This is a genomic window from Jezberella sp. (assembly GCF_964834465.1).
This window is the reverse complement of sequence record NZ_CBAZRM010000017.1, coordinates 1-19,330: the sequence shown is the minus strand read 5'-3', so window position 1 is coordinate 19,330 and position 19,330 is coordinate 1. Positions and strand designations below refer to the sequence as shown.

Genomic DNA, 19,330 nt, shown 5'->3' with positions numbered 1-19,330 from the left:
CGTCAATTTCCCTTGATCCGCACGTTAAAGGCGTGAATTATTCTGGTGTCTAAAGTGAAGGCTCATCACTACCGCTTGATGCTGAGCGTCGCAATCGTCATGATTGTGGCGCCGCTGAGCCAACCTTCTTCGGCGCAGGATGCTGGGGCGCTGCAACGAGAGTTGCAGTTGCAAACGCAAAAATCCAAATCCAATCAAAAGCCTGCCGACGTGCCGGCACCGAAACCCGCCGAGGCAGCGGCAGATGAGCAAAAAATTGATGTCAAAGGCTATAAATTCAAAGGCAATAGCCTGATCAGTGAAGCAGATCTGCTTGAAGCGGTTAAGCCTTGGTCAAATCGACCCATCAGCTTTAATGATTTGAAAGACGTGGTGACTGCCGTGCAAGAGCGGTATTCAAAAAGAGGATATCTGGGTCAAGCAAGCGTTCCACCCCAGGATATTGAAGATGGACTGGTGCTGATCGATGTCATCGAAGCGAAACTCGGTGGCATTATCGTTGAAGCGGCCGATCCGAATCAGGCGCTGAGAGTCGATGCCGAGATGATCAGACTCTATTTTGGCCGAACGGTATTGGGTACGCCCTACATTGATACTAAGCCCATCGAGTCCACCTTAGGGCTTGTGAATGATCTTCCCGGTGTCCGCGCGACAGGCGAGTTCGAGGCCGGCAATACCTCTGGTGAGAGCAATTTTCGGGTCAAACTGAGCGATTCCCCTCTGTTTACTGGGCAGGTTGCCTTGAGCAATTACGGGGCGGCAAGTACCGGTGTTGAACAAGTGGTTGGTAATTTAGCGATGAACGACCCGTCAGGTATCGGGGATCAAGTCACGCTCGACCTCATCACATCGCGAGGTTCTGTTTACAGTCAATTGGGCTACACGTTGCCGGTGGGTTATGCGGGATGGCGGTTGGGGGCGCAGGGTAGTTATCTGCAGTATCAGACTTTATCGAGCTTCAGTACGAACCAAAGTACCGGTATTGCAAGCACGATGGGTATTAATGCCGTCTATCCTCTCCTGCGCGAATCAGACCATGTCATCAAAGTGCGTTTTGGCTTGGAGAGCCGCGGGTACTCAAACAGCGAAGCGGGTGCCAACATCAGCAACTACCAAATTCTGGCTTTTAGTACGGGCATCAATGGTAGTTGGACTGATACCCCAAAATCGTTGGTTTCCTATGGGCTCACCGCTACTTTCGGTAATCTGACAATTAATAATCAGAGCCAAGCGGCCTCGGACGCGAGTGGGCCTGCCACCGCAGGCGATTACCTAAAAGTGGCCTTCAATGCGACCCGAACGCAAGAGCTTGAGTGGCTACCGGACACGTCGTGGGTTCTCTCAGCTTCGGGTCAGTGGGCGAATACCAACTTAAACTCGTCGGAACAAATCTACATGGGTGGGCCCTATGCAGTACGAGCCTATCCTGTGAGCCAGGGCGGTGGAAGCCAAGGGGTCATCTTAAGCAACGAATTGCAATATAAATACAACGAATTCTGGCAACTCGGTGCATTCGTCGATCTTGGGTATGTTCAGCAATACACGAACCTGTATCCCAACTGGCAAGGTCTGACTAATGCCAGTAATGGATACTATCTTGCCGCGATCGGTCCAACCGCAAAATTTACCTACCAAAACTGGGTAGTCAACGGTGCTGTTGCGTTTCGGGTCGGCGACAATCCACTCTACAACTCAAGCGGCCAGCAGCTGAACGTGGATAGTGCCTACCGTGGCGTTCAGGGCTGGATCAGAGCAACATACCCCTTTTAGCCGGGGTTTTCGTCTCTGAGGCAGCGGTCGATCAACGATTGACATCAAAATAACCAGATTTAGGCGCGCTGAAACCCGGTGTAAGCGTTCTTCGCAACGTCATCGCATATTTTTCTGTAGTTGGCCATACCACCTGCGTATGGCATAAATACTCTGGGTTTGCCTGGGACATTGGCGCCGAGATACCACGAGTGCTTCGCCTGTGGAAGCAAGGTGGCGTTCGCGGCCGCATTGACCTCTTGTACCCAATCGTCGGCGGCCTTCGCCGTTGCCTCTATCGTTTGCAATCCCTTGGCTTGCATATCTGCAATGCAGTGCGTGATCCAATCGACGTGCTGTTCAATGGCCACGGGCATGTTGCACAACACGGATGGGCTGCCTGGCCCGGTGATGGTGAACATATTCGGAAACCCTGGTATTTGTAGCCCCAGATAATTTCGAGGACCGGTCGACCAAACGTCTTTGAGGGCGAGGTTGTTTTTGCCCGTGATATTGATGTTGAGCAAGGGGCCGGTCATGGCGTCAAAGCCTGTGGCAAACACGATGATGTCAAGCTCGTGTTCGTCGTCACCGATTTTGATACCTTTCGGGGTAATCGCGTCGATGGGCGTTTTTCGCAAATTAACAATCGACACGTTGTCTCGGTTGTAAGTCTCAAAATAGTGCGTATCGACAGGAGGACGTTTTGTCGCAAACGGGTGATCAATATCAGCCAACACCTCGGCTTTCATGGGGTCTTTAACGATGGCCCGAATCTTTCCACGAACGAATTCGGCCATCGTATCGTTCGAGTCTTTGTTGGTCAGGATATCCTCAAAGCAGGCTCGAAACTCTAGACCGCCTTTCTGCCAGGCTTTCTCCATGATGGCGAGACGTTCTTGGGCAGGGGTAGCAATGGCTGACCGAGGCACCATTCGGAAGGCATGGCCATTCGTGTTGGTGTGCATCACGTGCCGAATATCGGCCACATTTTCTTTCGCAAACTGCTTGAACTGTTCTGTCAAGGGCGCGTTACGAGAAGGGATGCTGTAGTTCGCCGTGCGCTGAAACACCGTCAAGTGACTGGCTTGTTCGGCGATCACGGGGATCGCTTGAATGCCCGTTGAGCCCGTGCCAATGATACCGACCCGCTTACCGGTGAAGTCAACACCCTCGTGTGGCCATTGCCCCGTGTGGTACCAATGTCCGCCGAAGGAATCCAGCCCAGCAATTTTCGGAATATTTGCTGACGAAAGGCAACCTACCGCAGTAATGAAATACTTGGCAATATAGGTATCGCCAGCGTCCGTGGTGATGTACCAGCGGTTACTCGCTTGCTCATATTTTGCTGAAGTCACGCGCGTTTTGAAGCGGATGTTCGCTTTCAAATTAAATTTATCAGCAACGTGACCAAGATATTGACGAATCTCAGCGTGGTCAGGATAACGTTGTGTCCATGCCCACTCTTTGACTAATTCATCTGAAAAATAATATTGATAAGAATGACTTTCAGAGTCACACCGGGCGCCGGGGTAGCGGTTCCAATACCAAGTACCGCCGACCTCATCAGCCACTTCAATGACTTGCACGGTCAAGTCCAATTTGTCACGTAGGGACAGCAATTGATAAAGACCTGAAAATCCAGCCCCAATAATCAATGCATCGACTTCGGTGGCATTTTGTTTTGAAACGGGTTTGCTATTTGTGCTTGCAACAATTGACATGGTTGAACTCTTGTCTCAGAAAATGGGTTTAAACCGTAATTTTTATTGATTGTTGAGCTTATCTTAAAGCAAATCCTGTCGCTGTAAACAGAGATAAATGTCAGCAAGACAGGTGGAGTCGGGCGGGCGGCTAAACCCTGCATTGGGTGCAAACCCTGATATTTCTCGTTGGTAGCAAGTGTCTTTCGGCAGATATACTAGGACGAAGTGCAGTCAAAAGCACGAAAGACTCGGTGAGCGGCATTTCGACCGTTTGACTGCTTGATAATTTGGAGACATGAATGAAATTACGTTTACTTGCTAGTGCGCTAGCACTTGCTGGCTTTGGCTTGACGTCGCAATTCGCACAGGCAGAAATTACCAGCGATGTGATTCGGATCGGCTTTGCGACCGATATGTCTGGGCTGTATGCAGACACTGATGGCCCCATGGGTGCCGAATCTATCCGCATGGCGATCGCTGATGCAGGTGGCATGATTGATGGCAAGAAAATTGAACTGCTGGTGCTCGATCACCAAAACAAGCCCGATATTGCAGCCTCTAAAGTACGCGAATGGTTTGACCAGCAGAAAATTGATGTGTTGATCGGTGGATCAAACTCTGCGGTGACGCTGGCAATGAGTACCGTGGCGAAAGAAAAGAAAAAGCCCCTCTTGGCGGTAGGCGCCGGGTCTTCGGATATTACGGGGGTGCAGTGTAGTCCCTATACGATCCATTACGCTTACGACACGGTTGCGCTAGCGCGCGGCACGGCCTCCGCGGTGATGAAGGCAGGGGGCAAAGACTGGTTTTTCATTACGGCGGATTATGCGTTTGGTCATTCTCTCGAGCGCGACGCAGCGGCTGTCGTGAACAGCGGTGGCGGTGCGGTCAAGGGGGCAGTGAGAGTGCCGTTGGGCAATGCGGACTTTTCTTCGTTCTTGCTTCAAGCGCAAGGGTCAGGTGCCAAAATTCTCGGTCTGGCCAATGCAGGCGGCGACACGGTGAACACCATCAAGGCAGCCAACGAGTTTGGTGTGACCAAAACAATGACGATGGCCGGATTGCTGGTTTATATCAATGATATTCATGCGTTGGGTCTCGAATCCACTCAAGGCATGTATCTAACCGATTTTTGGTACTGGAACAGCAATGACGCAAACCGTGCGTTTACCAAACGGTTTCAAGAGAAGTTTCCGAAATTTGTCCCCAATATGAATCAAGTGGGCGATTACTCGGCGGTAGGCTTTTATTTGAAAGCGGTCAAAGAAACACATTCTGTTGACACTGATGTTGTCATGAAGTGGATGAAGTCGAACAAGGTCAACGATATCTTTGCAACCAATGGTTATGTGCGTCCGGAAGACGGTCGGATGATTCACGACATGAAATTGATGCAGGTTAAGAAGCCTTCAGAATCGAAAGGTCCTTGGGATTTTTATAACATCGTGGCCGATCTGAAAGGCGAGGATATTTTCCGTAAATTGGAAGAAAGCACCTGCCCGTTAGTAAAAAAATAAACTAAAAAAATAACCATACTTCGCCGAAGTAACTGATCAGGTAGAAAGTGGGGCGACCGACTTTCTGCCTGTTATTTTTTGTGCCCAACGTTCCAGATCATCGATATACGTAAAAAGAACGGGGATCACTAAGAGGCTTAACAAGGTTGAGGTGATGAGACCACCAATCACCGCAATTGCCATCGGTGAGCGGAAGCTTGGGTCTGAACCTAAGCCCATGGCAATAGGCAGCATGCCCGCCGTCATGGCGATCGTTGTCATCACAATGGGCCTTGCCCGCTTGTGACACGCATCGATCAGTGCCTCAAAGCGCTGCATGCCGTTGCGTCTGGCGACGATCGCGTATTCAACCAACAGAATCGAGTTCTTGGTCACAATCCCCATCAGCATCAGGAGACCAATCAATGAGGGCATCGAAAAACTCTTGCCCGTGATGAGCAACGCAATGAAAGCCCCGCCAATCGATAGCGGCAGTGCTCCCAAAATGGTGATGGGTTGCATGAAGTCGTGAAACAACAGTACCAAGATCATGTAAATACACAAGAGGCCAATCAACATGGCCAGCCCAAAGCTAGCAAACAAGGTCGCCATTTCTTGTGCATCCCCCAATTCTGCTCGTCTGACCCCGGGTGGCAGGTTACGCAGGGTGGGTAACGCCAGCGCCTCTGCATAGACTTCGCCCAACGTTCGACCGCCTAGCTCCACGTCAAGCGAAACGTTACGACTGCGATTCAACCGGTCAATCTGCGCTGGGCCGCTGTCTATCGTCATGTTGACAACATTACCCAGCAACACCGGGCCCGCGCGACCCGGCACTGTCAACCGTTTTAATGACTCGATATCCATCCGTGAGGTGTCAGGAAGTTTGACGCGGATGGGTACTTGTCGCTCTGATAAATTTAACTTGGGTAAGTTGACATCGTAGTCCCCACTGGTCGCAATGCGGATCGTGTCGGCGATATTCTGTGCGGTCACCCCAAGATCAGCCGCTCGAGTGAAATCCGGTCGGATAATGATTTCAGGACGGACTAGGCTTGCTGATGACAGCACATTGCCGATTCCTTTCAGGGTCCGCAATTCACGCTCGAGCGACTGGGCTGCTACGCCAAGCGCAGCGGGGTCGTCGCTTTGCAGTACCAACTGCATCTTCACGCCAGTCTCCTGTGCACCAACGGTTACTCTTACCCCCGCCTCATTGGCAAGCGCATTGCGTATTTTTCCTTCCACTTGTTGTTGAGTGTCGCGACGATCGCTGCGGTGCGTCAAAAGGAGGGTCAGTGCTGCTTTGCGGACTTCAGGGGCTGTACCGACGGCAAACGCATCACCCGAGACACCTGCGCCCACTGAGCTGAACACGTTTTTGATCTCAGGGATTTGCGTGAGCTTCGCTCTGACTCGCTCCGCGGCTGCAAGTGTGTCGCTCAACGTGCTACCCGGGGTTTTTTCGAGGTTTACCATCGTTTGAGCGCGATCTGCCGGGGGTACAAAACCGGTGGGTAGAAGCGGCAAGAGGGAAATCGATCCCATAAAAAACAACGTCGCCAAGATCATCGTTAGCCCGCGATGCGCTAAGCACCAATGTACTAACTTGAGATAGCGCACCATGACGCTGCTATCCACCTGAGTTTCAGCATGCCCTGACTTGGTGGCCTTCAATAAGTAGGCCGACATCATGGGCGTTAGTAAACGGGCAACGACCAAGGACGCAAAAATAGCAACAACTGCCGTCCAGCCAAATTGCTTGAAAAATTTGCCAGCGATGCCCGACATGAACGCCGTCGGCAAAAAGACTGCGATGAGCGCAAACGTGGTTGCGACCACGGCCATGCCGATTTCGTCAGCGGCCTCCATCGCCGCTTGAAACGGCGTTTTACCCATGCGCAGGTGCCGTTCGATATTTTCAACTTCAACAATGGCGTCATCGACGAGAATACCAACGACCAGTGCCAACGAGAGTAACGTCACAGTGTTCAACGTGAACCCAAACAAGAACATGCCTAAAAAGGCAGGCACAACCGATAGCGGCAGTGCAGCAGCTGAAACAATGGTCGCTCGCCAGTCGCGTAAAAACCACCAAACAACGAACACCGCCAGGATGGCACCTTCGTAGAGTAAGTGCATCGATCCTCTAAAGTTCTCTTCAGTTTGCGCGACGTTATCGATTTCTTCTTTGAAAACCACCTCGGGTCTGGCTTGTTGTAGTCGATCGATGACGGCACGTGTGCTTTTTGCAAGGGCGACTTCATTCGCGCCTTTACTTCTCATGATCTCGAAAGCGACCACAGGTCGACCATTGACTAACGCCATGGATCGACGCTCGGCCGTCGAGTCCGTGATGGTTGCAATTTGCCCCAGTCTGATTCTGCGGCCGTCGGTTAACGATAAATCCAAGGTGTCCAGATCGGCAGCTGAGCTTGCAGTGGCAATGGTTCTCACCGCTTGTTCAGTACCCCCTATATCGCCTCGGCCGCCAGGTGCCTCTTGTTGTATTTGACGCAATCGGCGTGAAACGTCAGCGGCAGTGACGTCTAACGCGGCCATACGATCAGGGTTGAGTTCGACCTTAATCTCTCGCGTCAAACCGCCCAGTCTTCTCACCCGGCCAACACCGTTAGTTGACAGCAATTGCTTGCTGACGGTGTTGTCAACCAACCAAGACAGCGCCTCTTCGTCTAGTTGGTTCGAGCTGATCGAATAGGTCAACAGGGGTTTGCCAGCGGTCGTACTGCGTAAAACCGTTGGGTCTCTGACATCCGCAGGGAGTTCGGCACGGACCCGACTGACGGCATCTCGGACGTCGTTGACGGCTTCCGCCGTCTCCTTTTCAAGCACGAATTCGACGGTGATGCTGACAGTGCCTTCCAGAATTTTTGTTCGGAGATTTTTAATCCCTTGAAGGGTCGCAATCGAGTTCTCCAGCTTGCGAGCCACTTCGGTTTCAAGCGTGGCGGGCGCTGCCCCAGGCAGATTTGCTTCAACGGTCACCGTTGGCAGTTCAATGTCCGGGAAATCCTGCACGCCTTGTGCCTTAAAAGCCAGTAACCCCGCAATAGACAGCAAGATAAAAAGCAAAATCGCCGGGATGGGGTGCTTGATCGACAGCGAGGAGAAATTCATTCACGATCCTGCTTTGCTCGAGGGAGAGATTGAGGATCCGTTTGCGTACGATCGATCGCAACGAGATCACCGTTGGTTAAGAACCCTGCCCCTGATTCTGCTATCACGTCGTCGAGTGCAACCCCTTCGATAATCTCGACTCGTTTGTCAAAGCGCAAGCCCAACTTCACTTTGAGCTGAACAACGCGATTGTCTGCACCGACCTTGAAAACATAACTAAAACCGTCTCTGACGACGACGGCTTCTTGTGCAAGCGTTAATCCAGTCGTTTCACCCAAGTCGAATTTTCCGTGAGCAAACATGCCCGCACGCAGCGTCGCGTTGTCTTGGCTCATGTCAGGCAAGTCGACGTAGACGATAGCGGTTCTGCTCTGCGGATCAACCGTGGGGGCAATCACTCGGACAGAACCCATGACGTATCCTTGGTTTTTTGAGAGACTGGCGGGATAAACAAACACTTTCGTGCCAACCTTGATTCGACCGAGCTCTTCGGCTGTCACTTCTGCACGCCATTCGAGGCGTCCCTGTCTCACCATCTTGAATAGTTCAGTGCCTGCTGGTACGACCGAACCGACGGTTGCTTGGCGAAATGAAATGAGGCCATCATCGGGGGCTTTCACTTCGGTGTTGCGAAGCCGAAGGGCTTGCACGCCGACTTGCGCTTTAGCGGCTTCAAGCCTTGCCTTGGCGGTTTGCTCGGTCGTCAGGTATTGACTGATTTGCTGTGCAGATAGCGCACCTGAGTCCTTTAACTTATTGGCGCGTGCGGCATTGGCTTGAGCTTCTGAGAGCGCTGCTGCAGCCTCCGATGCCTGCGCTTTCAACACGGCCAAGTCAGCGTTGACTGTATCGGTTGCAAAACTGGCTAGCACTTGACCGCGTTTGACTCGGTCACCAACGTTGACCTTGACCTCTGCCATCCGTAGCCCCCCCACTTCGGCACCAATCGACGCTTCTTGCCAAGCGGTAATGCTACCGTTCGCCGAGATTGAAGCGGCGATTTTTGCAGTCACGGGGTGGGCCACCGTGACGGTGAGAACTGGTTTGGCGAGCCCCTCTGCTGCAATTGCGTGCCCGGGCGTTAGCGGCAAAATGCCAACTGCAAACGCAGATAGTAAAAGGAGACGTTTCATCGCTGATGGCTCTGGGGATCAATGGTTGTTCGTTTAAAGGCAGTGATCGGCTGGTCGAGTTCGCCCGAACGCCAACCGCCACCCACTGCTCTGTAAAGCGCGATCCAGGCATTCACGTGATCGCGTCGCACCGATGCGAGCGTATTATCCGCATTAAAGGAAAGTCGTCGAGTTTCTTCAAGATCTAGCACGCTGGCCAAACCGAATTTATATTTTTCTTCTGCTGCACGTAACGACATGCGGTAGCCATTTGAGGCAAGCAGTGCATCGTCATCCCTTAACCGCAGGCTCTCTAGCGTTACCAGCGCCTCTTCCACTTCTTTCGCGGCGAGGCGGACTTGATTGCGGTACTGAGTCTCAGCCGTTTGATAGGCAACCCAAGCAGTTTCTTCGTTGGCTGCACGGCGTCCTGCGTTAAAGACCGGCAAACTGATGGAGGGACCGATTGACCAGGTCTGGCCGCTCAGTGATCCATCACTGGTGCTGAAATTCAAGAGCCCGATGTTGCCCGCTAACGCAAGGCGCGGTAAGCGATCGGCGACGCTGACACCAATATCAGCACTGGCTGCCGCTAATTGTTGTTCGGCGGCCGCAACGTCAGGTCTTTGCGATATGACGCTCAGCGGCACCTGATTAATGTCAAAGTCGACGGGTTGCGGTAACTGCGCGGCATTGACCGCCAGTTGACTGCGCAGGTCCGTTTCAGTCGTGCCGGTCATCGCAACGAGCGCTTTGATAATGAGATCGCATTCAGCTTTCTGTGCAACGGCGCGGCCAGCCCCTTCGGCCGCGCTTGCACGAGCGAGAGACGCATTGGCAGGTGATTGAAAACCGATAGCAGCAAGTTGATCAGTCAATCCGGCGGTTGAGGCACGAGAGCGCGCGTCGTCTTCGGATAATCGTTGCAATTGCTCGCAGGCACGATAGTTGGTGTAATGATTGGCCGTATCGGCAGCCACAGAAATACGAGCCGCGTGCCAGTTCGCCACCTCAGCGGTTAAACGGGCCTGAGCAGCTTCAGCGCTACGTCTGAGTCCACCAAATAAATCCAATTCCCAGTTCGCTTGCAGTTGTGCTTGACTCGTGGTGCCAACGGTGATGGCGGTGAGAACCGTTGTCCCGCGACTGTTCGTCCCCTGAGCATTGATGTCAGGAAGCGCGGCTGCCTGGCGCGAGATCAGCGTTGCTCTGGCCTGGGCTATTTTGAGTGCGGCCTGTGCCATTGAATTGCTTTGGTTTTGTGCCGCTTCGATCAGCAGAACCATCAGTGGGTCATGAAACTGCCCCCACCAGTCTTGCAGATTTTGCAAACTCGCACCATGGGGCTGTGCCGCCGACCATTGAACGGGTTGGTTTTCTACGTCGGTCGCCTTCTTCGCATCGAAATCGGGCCCGACTGTGATACACCCTGCTAAGCCAAGCAGAAGACCAATGACGACACTTGCTCTTGTCCATGATTGCAATGGCAAGTAAGGCAGGGCAAACAACTAAGCCCCCATCTGATCGGCCAGATGCTCGATGTCGCGTGCGATCACGTCCCAGTCCTTGTCTGCTTTGAGGTCAGTCGTCTGATCTTGTGAATATTCGGTGGGGCGGGCAAAAAAGGCAGTTCTTAACCCGACGGCACGTGCGGCGGATAAGTCGTAATTGTGTGCTGCACACATCATGACTTCATCGGGCGACAAATCAAGGATTTCGCAGGCGCCCAAGTAAGTCTGGGGTTGTGGCTTGTAGCCTTTAAAGAGTTCGGTTGAAAGGATAACGTCCCAGTCAGTCCCCCCGAATTTGGCCAGATTGGTCAGCAACGCGACGTTGCCGTTAGAGAGCGGCCCGATGATGTATTTTTTCTTGAGACGTGAAAGACCGGGCACAGCGTCAGGCCAAGGGGTTAAACGATGCCAGACCTTGTTGATGTGCACCCGTTGTGCTTCGGTCAAGTGATCCAGCCCGAATTGAGGGATCAAGTATTCAAGCGATTCGCGGTGCAGGATATCGAGCTTGGTATAGGGCCTTTGCCCCTTGCGTACCACTTCCATCTGCGGTTGGTAGCGCGCTCTCCAGGCAACGGCCAGTGCATGCCAATCGATTTCTATCTGGTTGGCGTTACCCCAAGCAGTCAGGTCACGCGTGATGCCGCCTCGCCAGTCGACAACACTGCCGAAAGTATCAAAGACCATTGCCTTGACTTGAGTGGGATGAAATGCCATCACGGTTAACCCTGAAGATCGTTATTTTGAAGTCAAGTTAGCATATTTGCCGATTTCAAGGTAAAACACAAAGTTTGCTATCAACATCCGTCAGACCCCGCCGATTTATGAACCGTCATTGGATAACCACTCGCTTGCTAGCAGTGCTCATGCTTGTCTTGACTGGCTGTGCGGTGAATCCGGTTGATTTACACGCGACTGACACGACAGACTCAGTGATTGCGGGTAAATTGCATCGGTTTGCGCAATCGACGACTCGCCCTGAACATGAGTTACCAGCCACCTTGTTTTACGTGGGGGCACACCCCGACGATATCGAGTTGTTTATGGGGGTTCAGGTCCTGCAGGATTTTGTGCAGCAGCCCAAGGCGAAGAAGGTCTTTATCGTGACCACAGCAGGTGATGCTGGCTATGGCGTTGGCAATGGCGATGCCGACCAGCCCTACTGGATTGCCCGCCGTCTCGGCCATGAAAGCGCGGTGCTGTTCATGGTGAGCATGACAGGGGTCAATGCACCGTCGTTGAAAGTCGATCCGGTGCTAATAGGTGACCATCGACTCGAGCGGCGCACCTTTGGCCCCAACATTGTGATGTATGACTTGAACCTGCCCGACGGAGGCCAAAAAGGTACCGGCTTTGAATTGACCAGCCACCAGAGTTTAACGAATCTCGTGAACGGATTGTCGCCCACGATTGAAGCCGTCGATAAGAGCAATCGATACACGCTAGCAGAGTTGGAGGCCACTCTCGGTGAGATTGTTTCCCGAGAGTCGATGGGATCGACCTGGGTACGACTAAATTTAAGCGAAGATGATGATCGGTTAAACCCAGACGATCATCCTGACCATCTGACCACGTCGCGTTTGATGCAAAAAGTTGCCCATCCCGCCGAACCCGTTTGTTATCAGCAAATTCGCTTTGCGACTTATGCCAACACAACGAAAGCACAGAATGTCACCCATGATGAATTAATGGCGCATGCAGCAACGTGGGGAGCAATCAATATCGGCCGGGCAGTCGGTCATCAACGAACGACCTGGGGCGCAGCGCACAACGCTTGGCTCGGCAAACTGTATCCGACATCGACCGCCACCGCAGGGACTGCTTGTGTACGGTGACCCAAGTGCTGACGAATCCATCGGTTCACACGGGATTTCACACCGGACTCAACCGGGGTGCGCGACGCCTTGATACTCACCATGATTTAAACTAATTGCTTTATCTTTGATATTACCAATCTAACACCTTGTCTAAGGCGACTTCAGTGGCAACTTTTCAATATCCCGGCGTTCGTTTTTTGCACTCCCCTGGTCCGACTTTTATTCCTAAACCCGTTTTGGATGCGATGAGCAACCAACCCATGGATACCTCGGATCCGCGCGGGGAAGACGCAATTCGAGCCTGTGAGCACGGGATAAGAACGCTATTGAATGCCAAGAGTGCCGATGTCTTTTTATACGGATCGAATGGGCATGGGGCCTGGGAAGCTGCCAACGTCAATATCGCGTCTCAAGGCCAATCGGTGCTAGTGGCAGGCACGGGCCATTTCTCTGAATCGTGGGCGGTGATGGCCGAAGGTGTTGGGATTAACGTGATTCGCACGCCCTACCATGTCGGGTTGCCGTTGGATCACGAGGCCATCGAGCAGGCATTGCGTGCAGATACAAAGCACGAGATCGTTGCCGTGTTTGCAGTGCATACTGATACCGCAAGCTCAACGACGAATGATATGGCCGCAGTACGTCGCGTGATCGATGCCGTGAATCATCCGGCACTGTTTGTCGTGGATGTTGTGGCTTCGTTTATGACGACCCCATTTTCAATGGATGCTGTCGGTGCCAATGTGGTGGTTGGCGCCACCCAGAAAGGGCTGATGACAGCCCCTGGTTTGGCTTTTTGTGCCGTCGATGAACGTGCCATGAAAGTGGCTGAAAAAAACCCTATGCCCAGATTCTATTGGGATTGGGTCAAGCGCAAGAGCACCATGGGCTATGGCAAGTTTTGCGGCACGCCACCGCAGAACTTGATTTTAGGCTTAGAGGCATCGCTCAGCCTGATTGAGCAAGAGGGGGTCGCCAACGTCTTCGCGCGTCACCAGCGGCTATCCAAAGCGGTTCATGCGGCCGTGACGTGCTGGTCTCAGGCGGGTACCATGGATTTTGTCTGTCAAGTCCCAGAAACAAGATCCACCGCGGTGACCGCGATCCAGGTGTCACCAGGCATTGACCCGGAAGCCATCCGTAAGGTGGCCCGCAGCGAGTTTAACGTTGCACTGGCCGGTGGGCTTGGCCTGTTCGCGGGCAAGGTTTTCAGGATTGGTCATCTTGGCAGCCTGAACGAGCCCATGATTCTGGGCTGTTTGGCTGGGACAGAGGCGACGTTCAACAAAATGGGCATCAAGTTCACCGCGGGTGGCGTCAACGCGGCAATTGAGGCCTTGTCTTGACTCAGGGCAAAAGTCATCGACCCGGGGTGCATTAACGTGGCACTTCGGGCAACCATCTATAAAGCCAATCTGCACGTCGCCAATCAGGATCTGCACCATTACGGCAGTTACCCCGTCGTTCTGGCGAAACATCCCTCAGAGACCACAGAGCGCATGATGGTGCGTTTGGTCGCCTTTGCGTTGCAAGCTTCTGACGCTTTGACCTTTACCAAAGGCTTGAGTGAGGTGGATGAGCCCGATCTCTGGGTAAAAGACTTGACGGGTTCGATCAGCCTCTGGGTGGATGTCGGCCAGCCGGACGAGAGACGGATATTAAAGGCGTGCGGACGATCAGACGAGGTGGTGGTCTATTGCTATGCGCGGCAGGTGGCCAAGCTATGGTGGGAACCCATTGCAAACAAGTTGGAACGGGCTAGAAACTTGACCGTCATTGCGTTTCCCGCTGAGCAAACCAAGGCGCTAGACACCTTGGTTGCATCCAGCATGGATATCAATGTTCACGTGCAAGACGGTTCGATTTTTGTCTCAAGTGCTGCTGGCGACGTCACCATCGAGGCACTGATGTTGCGCGAGAGGGCTCAGCGCAGTTAGTCAACAGACCATGCATGTCTGCGCGCTGAGCACCTTTTTGTGCTTTATTCGACGACTTTTGCAGCGCTACGTAACTGCTGAGCGTACTGCAGGCGAGTTTTCTGAGCCCAGTCATTGGCGAGCTGCTTTTTGCTTTCTTCGAACGATGGTGCCTTGAATGGGCGCTTGTCTTCAACGCGGACGATGTTCCAGCCAGCAGGCGTTTGTATCGGGCTCGCTGAGATCCCACCTTTGGGCAGATTGACAATCACGTTGCCAATAGCGGGGATAATTTGAGTTGATGTCACCCAATCCAAGGCGCCACCTGTCGATTTGCTACCGTCGATCGATTTTTCTTTCGCAAGCGATGCGAAATTGTCAGTTTTTGATCGTTGGATTTGAGCCAACAACTGTTTGGCTTCGGTCTCAGTCGCCACGGTGATCAATCTAAGCCGATATTGCTGTGCATCGGCGAGCTTTTGGATTTGATCATCGTAGATTGCCTTAAGATCCGACTCGGAGGCTGGGTGCTTGTTCAAATAGTCGATCACGGCGAGGTCGATTAAGAAATTTTGCTTTAATTGTGCGAACTGAATCTGAGCAGTGGGTGTTTTGTCCAGGTTCAGGCGGGTAGCTTCTTGAGCAACGACCTCGCGACCGATGAGTTCTTGTTTGATGGCTTGGCGTAACTCAGGCGAGTCTTTTTGCCCCTGGGCAATACTTGCCTGTACGCTTTGATCCATGAGTGACTGGGGGATAGCGGTGCCGTTGACGGTCGCAATGACACCGGCGGGCAGTTCACTATCGGATTTCGCTGACGCAGACAAGCTTGCAAAGACCAGTAAAGAAACCGCAAAAACTTGGCGAGTGATATTCATAAAAACCTATAAAAAACAGAATGTTAAATGCGTAATGACGTCTTTATTTTAAAACGAAAACAGATTCAGAGCATTTGCTTAGATGGTTCATCGCCTAAAGGTTCCCCGAATCAGGCCGAGCGCTTCTGTTGAGTGACTACGGCCAGTAGCATCCGACTGGTGATGCAGGATGTAAGCGCATCGCTGAAAAACAAGGTAAAAACCTACTTCAGCTTGAACGGTGAGCTGACCTTGACCTGATTGGCGCAGCCTCGATGCGTCGCCCTTTGATTTGAATAAACGAGCAACCTATGTCTGACCCGTTAGCTTTGCAAACAACCATCGAATTAATTAAGACGCTTGTCGGTTTTGATACTACAAGCCGGGAATCGAATTTGGGACTCATTGAGTTCGTTCGCGATTATTTGGCTCGTTTAGGCGTTGACGCACGGTTGTCCTATGACGCTGACCGACGAAAAGCCAACCTGTTTGCGACGATTGGTCGCGCCGATCGTGCTGGCATCGTACTCTGTGGGCATACTGACGTGGTGCCAGTAGACGGTCAGGCATGGGATACAGATCCATTTAAAGCGCATATCGCCGACGGTAAGATATTCGGGCGAGGCGCCGTTGATATGAAGGGTTTCATCGCTGCTACGTTGGCCATGACACCTGCCTACCTTGAGTCGACGTTGATGCAACCGATGCATATCGGCCTGACGTACGACGAAGAAACAGGTTGTATCGGGGTTCAAACCCTCATCAAAGACCTGAAGGCAGCCAATATTCAACCTGCCGGATGTTTCGTCGGTGAGCCAACGATGATGCAGGTCATGACGGGGCACAAAGGCATGCGAGTGACACGATGCAAAGTCCGAGGCCTGGAAGCGCACTCATCGATGGCCCCTGAGGCAGTGAATGCGATCGAATATGCCGCAAGACTGATCGATGAGATCAGGGGGCTCTCGGCCGAATTGCGCGCAGAGGGGCCGTTTGACCCTGAATTTAAAACGCCGCACACCACGCTTCAAACCGGCTTGATTCACGGGGGCGCGGCGCCCAATATTGTTGCTAAAGACTGCGAATTTGTGTTCGATTGTCGTGCGCTGCCAAGCGCTAATTCCGACGTGTTGATTGGCCGGATTCAGGCGCATGCGGAGAAACTCAAGATCGAAATGCGCAAGATCTATGAGCAATCTGACATCACCTTTGAAACGATAGCCAACGCCGTGCCATTGGATACACCGGCTGATGCAAAGATCACTTATCTTGGGACGGCGCTCGCCCGCAATCAGTTGCTCGGACGCGTATCCTTCGCGACGGATGGCGGTTGGCTTCAACATGCTGGTATTCCTTGTATTGTTGTCGGCCCCGGGGATATCGCTGTTGCTCACAAACCGAACGAATATATTGAGATCAGTCAACTTGAAGCTTGTCTTGGTTTCTTGGATCGGCTTCGTGTGCGCATGACAGAAGAGGTTCTGCTGTGACGGTTAACATCGATTCGCCGTTGGCGAAACTGTTTGCTCAGAATCGCCGATGGGCCAAAGTAGTCACTGACAACGATCCAGAATATTTCCAGCGCTTGGCGAACCAGCAAAATCCAGATTATCTTTGGATTGGTTGTTCTGATTCTCGAGTGCCGGCCAATCAGATTATTGGTTTGGCGCCGGGCGAAGTGTTCGTTCATCGAAACATTGCCAACATGGTGGTTCACACCGATTTCAATGCCCTATCTGTCTTGCAATTCGCCATTGATCAGCTGAAGGTCAAGCACATCATGGTGGTGGGGCATTATGGCTGTTCTGGGGTGAATGCGGCACTGAGCAACCTGAGGGTAGGCCTTGCCGATAACTGGATTCGTCACATTAGAGATGTACAGGACAAGCACCAGCATGCGTTAGATTGTCTCGACAATCGGCAAGACAAATTCGATCGCTTGTGTGAGCTCAATGTGATGGAGCAAGTGTTTAACGTCTGCCAGACCACCAGCGTTCAAGATGCTTGGGCTCGTGACCAAGTGCTGACGGTACATGGTTGCGTGTACGGCTTAAAAGATGGTTTGTTGAACGATCTGGATATGAATATTTCAAATCCCGAAGAGATGAAAGAACGGCAGAAAATGCTGATCAGCAAATAAGCGGTCTGTGGATCGGTGCCGTCAATTCGGCCGACAGCGTCGTTCTACTCTGCCATTGAAAACTGTTTTAGCGCGGTTTCGAAACGCTCAACCGGCTGGGCCCCTTCGATTAAATGTGTGTCATTGAAAATAATGGCTGGGATCGCTGTGATCCCCGCTTGCGCGTAGAAGGTTTCTTCGGCACAGACTTCCTCTGCAAACGCATTGGTCTCCAAGATTTCTCTTGCCCGCTCAACGTCCAGACCCGCACGACTGACTGCGTCGAGCAGGTTCTCATGATCGTCAAGGCTCGCGTTAAGGGTGAAATACGTTGTCAACAACTCTTTCTTCAACCGACGCTGGGCAGTATCGTCGTCTGCCTCTTCACCCGCCCACAGCAACAGGCGGTGCGCGGTAAACGTATTGTAAATGCGTTGCCCACAGCGATTGTTGAAGTCCAAGCCAACGGCTAAACCTCGCGATAAAAATTTCAGTTGACTCGCACGCACTTGTTCTGGCGTCGCCCGATACTTAGCTTGCAAATGTTCGAAGATTTCTTCACCACCCACGGGCATATGCGGGTTCAATTCAAATGGATGACAGCGAATCTCGACATTGAAATCAGGCCCCAAGTTTTCGACCGCTTTTTCGAGACTCGCAAAGCCTAGGGCGCACCAAGGGCAAGCAATATCCGAAACAAAATCAATTTTTATTATTCGACTCATACTTGACTCCGGAATAGATGAGCAACCGCCTTGTCGCTATCGCTTAAGCACTGCTGCTGAAGATCATTCGTTAGGATCACCAAGGGCCAGATCAATTTGCTTGCTGGCACCAAAACGCCCCTTGCCAGCACCCCCTCTGGGTCGTTTTGGCTCTAGTTCAATCTTTGACAAGATGCGTCGAAAATCCAGTTTGTTTTCATGCATCTCGCCCATGAGGGCGGCGATGACCGCGAGATGCGAGGGAACCGTGCCCTTTTGAGAGCAGTTCGTGACCGAGTTGCGGTTCATTTTTGTCAAGTCCGCAAACTGATAGGCGGTGACGCCAGCCTTGCCCAGATGATTTTTGAACTCATCGTAAGTCATCCCTGCCATCCTACTTGTCCTTGCATGTTTCACATATATTAATTATGTTATCACATTGTAAAATTATATTAAAAAATTATTTAATTAGATGTTTTAATTAAATAATTTGTTTTTTTATCAAATTGTGCGGAAAACCTCGGCGTTCAGGGCGAGGATGAATAGCACGGACAGCGTAGCTGTCCTAGATGTTTCTATCGTGTGAAAACACATGCTGCTGTATATAATCACAGCATGAAGCGATTGCAAGCGTACAAATTTGAGCTGATGCCTCATGGTCAACAGCAGCGCAATATGCGGCGCTTTGCAGGCGCTTGCCGTTTCGTCTTCAACAAAGCATTGGCGTGGCAAAAAGAGCAGTACGCCTCTGATCAAACCATCAGATTCAGCTACACCGTCTTGGCAAACTTGCTACCGTCGTGGAAGCAAGATCCGAATCTTGCTTGGCTCAAAGAATCCCCAAGTCAAGCCTTGCAGCAAACGCTGAAAGATCTAGAGCGTGCCTATAAAAACTTTTTCTCTAAGCGTGCAGATTTTCCTCGCTTTAAGAAGAAGGGTCAGTCAGACAGCTATCGCTATCCACAAGGATGCAAGCTCGATCAAAGTAATCGCCGTATCTTTCTCCCCAAATTGGGCTGGATGCGTTATCGCAAGAGTCGTGACGTTTTGGGTGAACTGAACTCTCCCCATGCCTAAAGGCAGGGGGTTCTGGAGGCAGATTGCGAGGGGTTCGCGGGCTCTCGCATTGACCTTGCGGCCTCTGCTACAACATCCCGCGCGTGACCACGCACAAACCTCTTTCGACGTGCGATCCGGTCTGACGG

The 19,330-nt window shown here is 52.1% G+C and carries 15 protein-coding genes and 1 pseudogene; 8 read left to right on the top strand and 8 right to left on the bottom strand.

Translation table 11 applies throughout. The features are described 5' to 3' along the window. Window positions 1-45 precede the first annotated feature (45 nt). A complete protein-coding gene (locus AC1W8Y_RS13205) occupies window positions 46-1,770 on the top strand; it encodes a ShlB/FhaC/HecB family hemolysin secretion/activation protein (RefSeq protein WP_482014955.1) in 1,725 nt (574 codons plus the stop codon). A 59-nt stretch (window positions 1,771-1,829) separates the two neighbouring features. Here the strand turns inward: AC1W8Y_RS13205 and AC1W8Y_RS13200 are convergent, their stop codons facing one another. Continuing rightward, window positions 1,830-3,473, bottom strand: a complete 1,644-nt coding sequence (locus AC1W8Y_RS13200; RefSeq protein ID WP_482014954.1) for a flavin-containing monooxygenase — start codon at window positions 3,471-3,473, stop codon at window positions 1,830-1,832. A 281-nt stretch (window positions 3,474-3,754) separates the two neighbouring features. Here AC1W8Y_RS13200 and AC1W8Y_RS13195 point away from each other — a divergent pair, with 281 nt between their 5' ends. Next, window positions 3,755-4,972, top strand: a complete 1,218-nt coding sequence (locus AC1W8Y_RS13195) for an ABC transporter substrate-binding protein (protein WP_482014953.1) — start codon at window positions 3,755-3,757, stop codon at window positions 4,970-4,972. A gap of 36 nt (window positions 4,973-5,008) precedes the next feature. On the opposite strand, the gene AC1W8Y_RS13190 is transcribed toward AC1W8Y_RS13195, so the two are convergent. Genes AC1W8Y_RS13190 through AC1W8Y_RS13175 form a run of 4 tightly spaced genes read right to left on the bottom strand, consistent with a single transcriptional unit; the run spans window position 5,009 to window position 11,429 of the window. Next, a complete protein-coding gene (locus AC1W8Y_RS13190) occupies window positions 5,009-8,089 on the bottom strand; it encodes an efflux RND transporter permease subunit (RefSeq protein ID WP_482014952.1) in 3,081 nt (1,026 codons plus the stop codon). Continuing rightward, window positions 8,086-9,222: an efflux RND transporter periplasmic adaptor subunit gene (locus AC1W8Y_RS13185; protein WP_482014951.1), complete on the bottom strand. Its 1,137-nt coding sequence runs from the start codon at window positions 9,220-9,222 to the stop codon at window positions 8,086-8,088. The genes AC1W8Y_RS13190 and AC1W8Y_RS13185 overlap by 4 nt, the downstream gene beginning before the upstream one ends. Then, window positions 9,219-10,709, bottom strand: a complete 1,491-nt coding sequence (locus AC1W8Y_RS13180; protein WP_482014950.1) for an efflux transporter outer membrane subunit — start codon at window positions 10,707-10,709, stop codon at window positions 9,219-9,221. The genes AC1W8Y_RS13185 and AC1W8Y_RS13180 overlap by 4 nt, the downstream gene beginning before the upstream one ends. Continuing rightward, the gene (locus AC1W8Y_RS13175) at window positions 10,710-11,429 is read right to left on the bottom strand and encodes a haloacid dehalogenase type II (protein ID WP_482014949.1); all 720 of its coding nucleotides are present in this window, start codon (window positions 11,427-11,429) and stop codon (window positions 10,710-10,712) included. A gap of 149 nt (window positions 11,430-11,578) precedes the next feature. On the opposite strand from AC1W8Y_RS13175, the gene AC1W8Y_RS13170 reads away from it, so the two are divergent. From AC1W8Y_RS13170 to AC1W8Y_RS13160, 3 genes are all read left to right on the top strand, one after another. Continuing rightward, window positions 11,579-12,547, top strand: coding sequence for a hypothetical protein (locus AC1W8Y_RS13170; RefSeq protein ID WP_482014948.1), 969 nt, complete (start codon window positions 11,579-11,581; stop codon window positions 12,545-12,547). Window positions 12,548-12,693: 146 nt separating this feature from the next. Beyond that, window positions 12,694-13,875: a pyridoxal-phosphate-dependent aminotransferase family protein gene (locus tag AC1W8Y_RS13165; protein WP_482014947.1), complete on the top strand. Its 1,182-nt coding sequence runs from the start codon at window positions 12,694-12,696 to the stop codon at window positions 13,873-13,875. Between the two features lie 36 nt (window positions 13,876-13,911). Further along, window positions 13,912-14,466: a YaeQ family protein gene (locus AC1W8Y_RS13160; protein WP_482014946.1), complete on the top strand. Its 555-nt coding sequence runs from the start codon at window positions 13,912-13,914 to the stop codon at window positions 14,464-14,466. A gap of 44 nt (window positions 14,467-14,510) precedes the next feature. On the opposite strand, the gene AC1W8Y_RS13155 is transcribed toward AC1W8Y_RS13160, so the two are convergent. Further along, on the bottom strand, window positions 14,511-15,323 hold the full coding sequence (locus AC1W8Y_RS13155; RefSeq protein ID WP_482014945.1) for a peptidylprolyl isomerase: 813 nt from the start codon (window positions 15,321-15,323) through the stop codon (window positions 14,511-14,513). Between the two features lie 290 nt (window positions 15,324-15,613). Here AC1W8Y_RS13155 and argE point away from each other — a divergent pair, with 290 nt between their 5' ends. Next, the gene (argE, locus tag AC1W8Y_RS13150) at window positions 15,614-16,792 is read left to right on the top strand and encodes an acetylornithine deacetylase (protein ID WP_482014944.1); all 1,179 of its coding nucleotides are present in this window, start codon (window positions 15,614-15,616) and stop codon (window positions 16,790-16,792) included. A gap of 8 nt (window positions 16,793-16,800) precedes the next feature. Beyond that, window positions 16,801-17,442, top strand: a complete 642-nt coding sequence (gene can / locus AC1W8Y_RS13145) for a carbonate dehydratase (RefSeq protein ID WP_482014994.1) — start codon at window positions 16,801-16,803, stop codon at window positions 17,440-17,442. Between the two features lie 44 nt (window positions 17,443-17,486). Here the strand turns inward: can and AC1W8Y_RS13140 are convergent, their stop codons facing one another. Continuing rightward, a complete protein-coding gene (locus AC1W8Y_RS13140) occupies window positions 17,487-18,146 on the bottom strand; it encodes a DsbA family oxidoreductase (RefSeq protein ID WP_482014943.1) in 660 nt (219 codons plus the stop codon). A gap of 63 nt (window positions 18,147-18,209) precedes the next feature. Continuing rightward, entirely contained in the window at window positions 18,210-18,509 is a 300-nt protein-coding gene (locus AC1W8Y_RS13135; protein WP_482014942.1) for an XRE family transcriptional regulator, read from the bottom strand. A gap of 231 nt (window positions 18,510-18,740) precedes the next feature. Between AC1W8Y_RS13135 and AC1W8Y_RS13130 the strand changes: the two are divergent. Next, window positions 18,741-19,190: pseudogene (locus AC1W8Y_RS13130) on the top strand (RNA-guided endonuclease InsQ/TnpB family protein); the annotation flags it as partial. Between the last annotated feature and the right edge of the window lie 140 nt (window positions 19,191-19,330).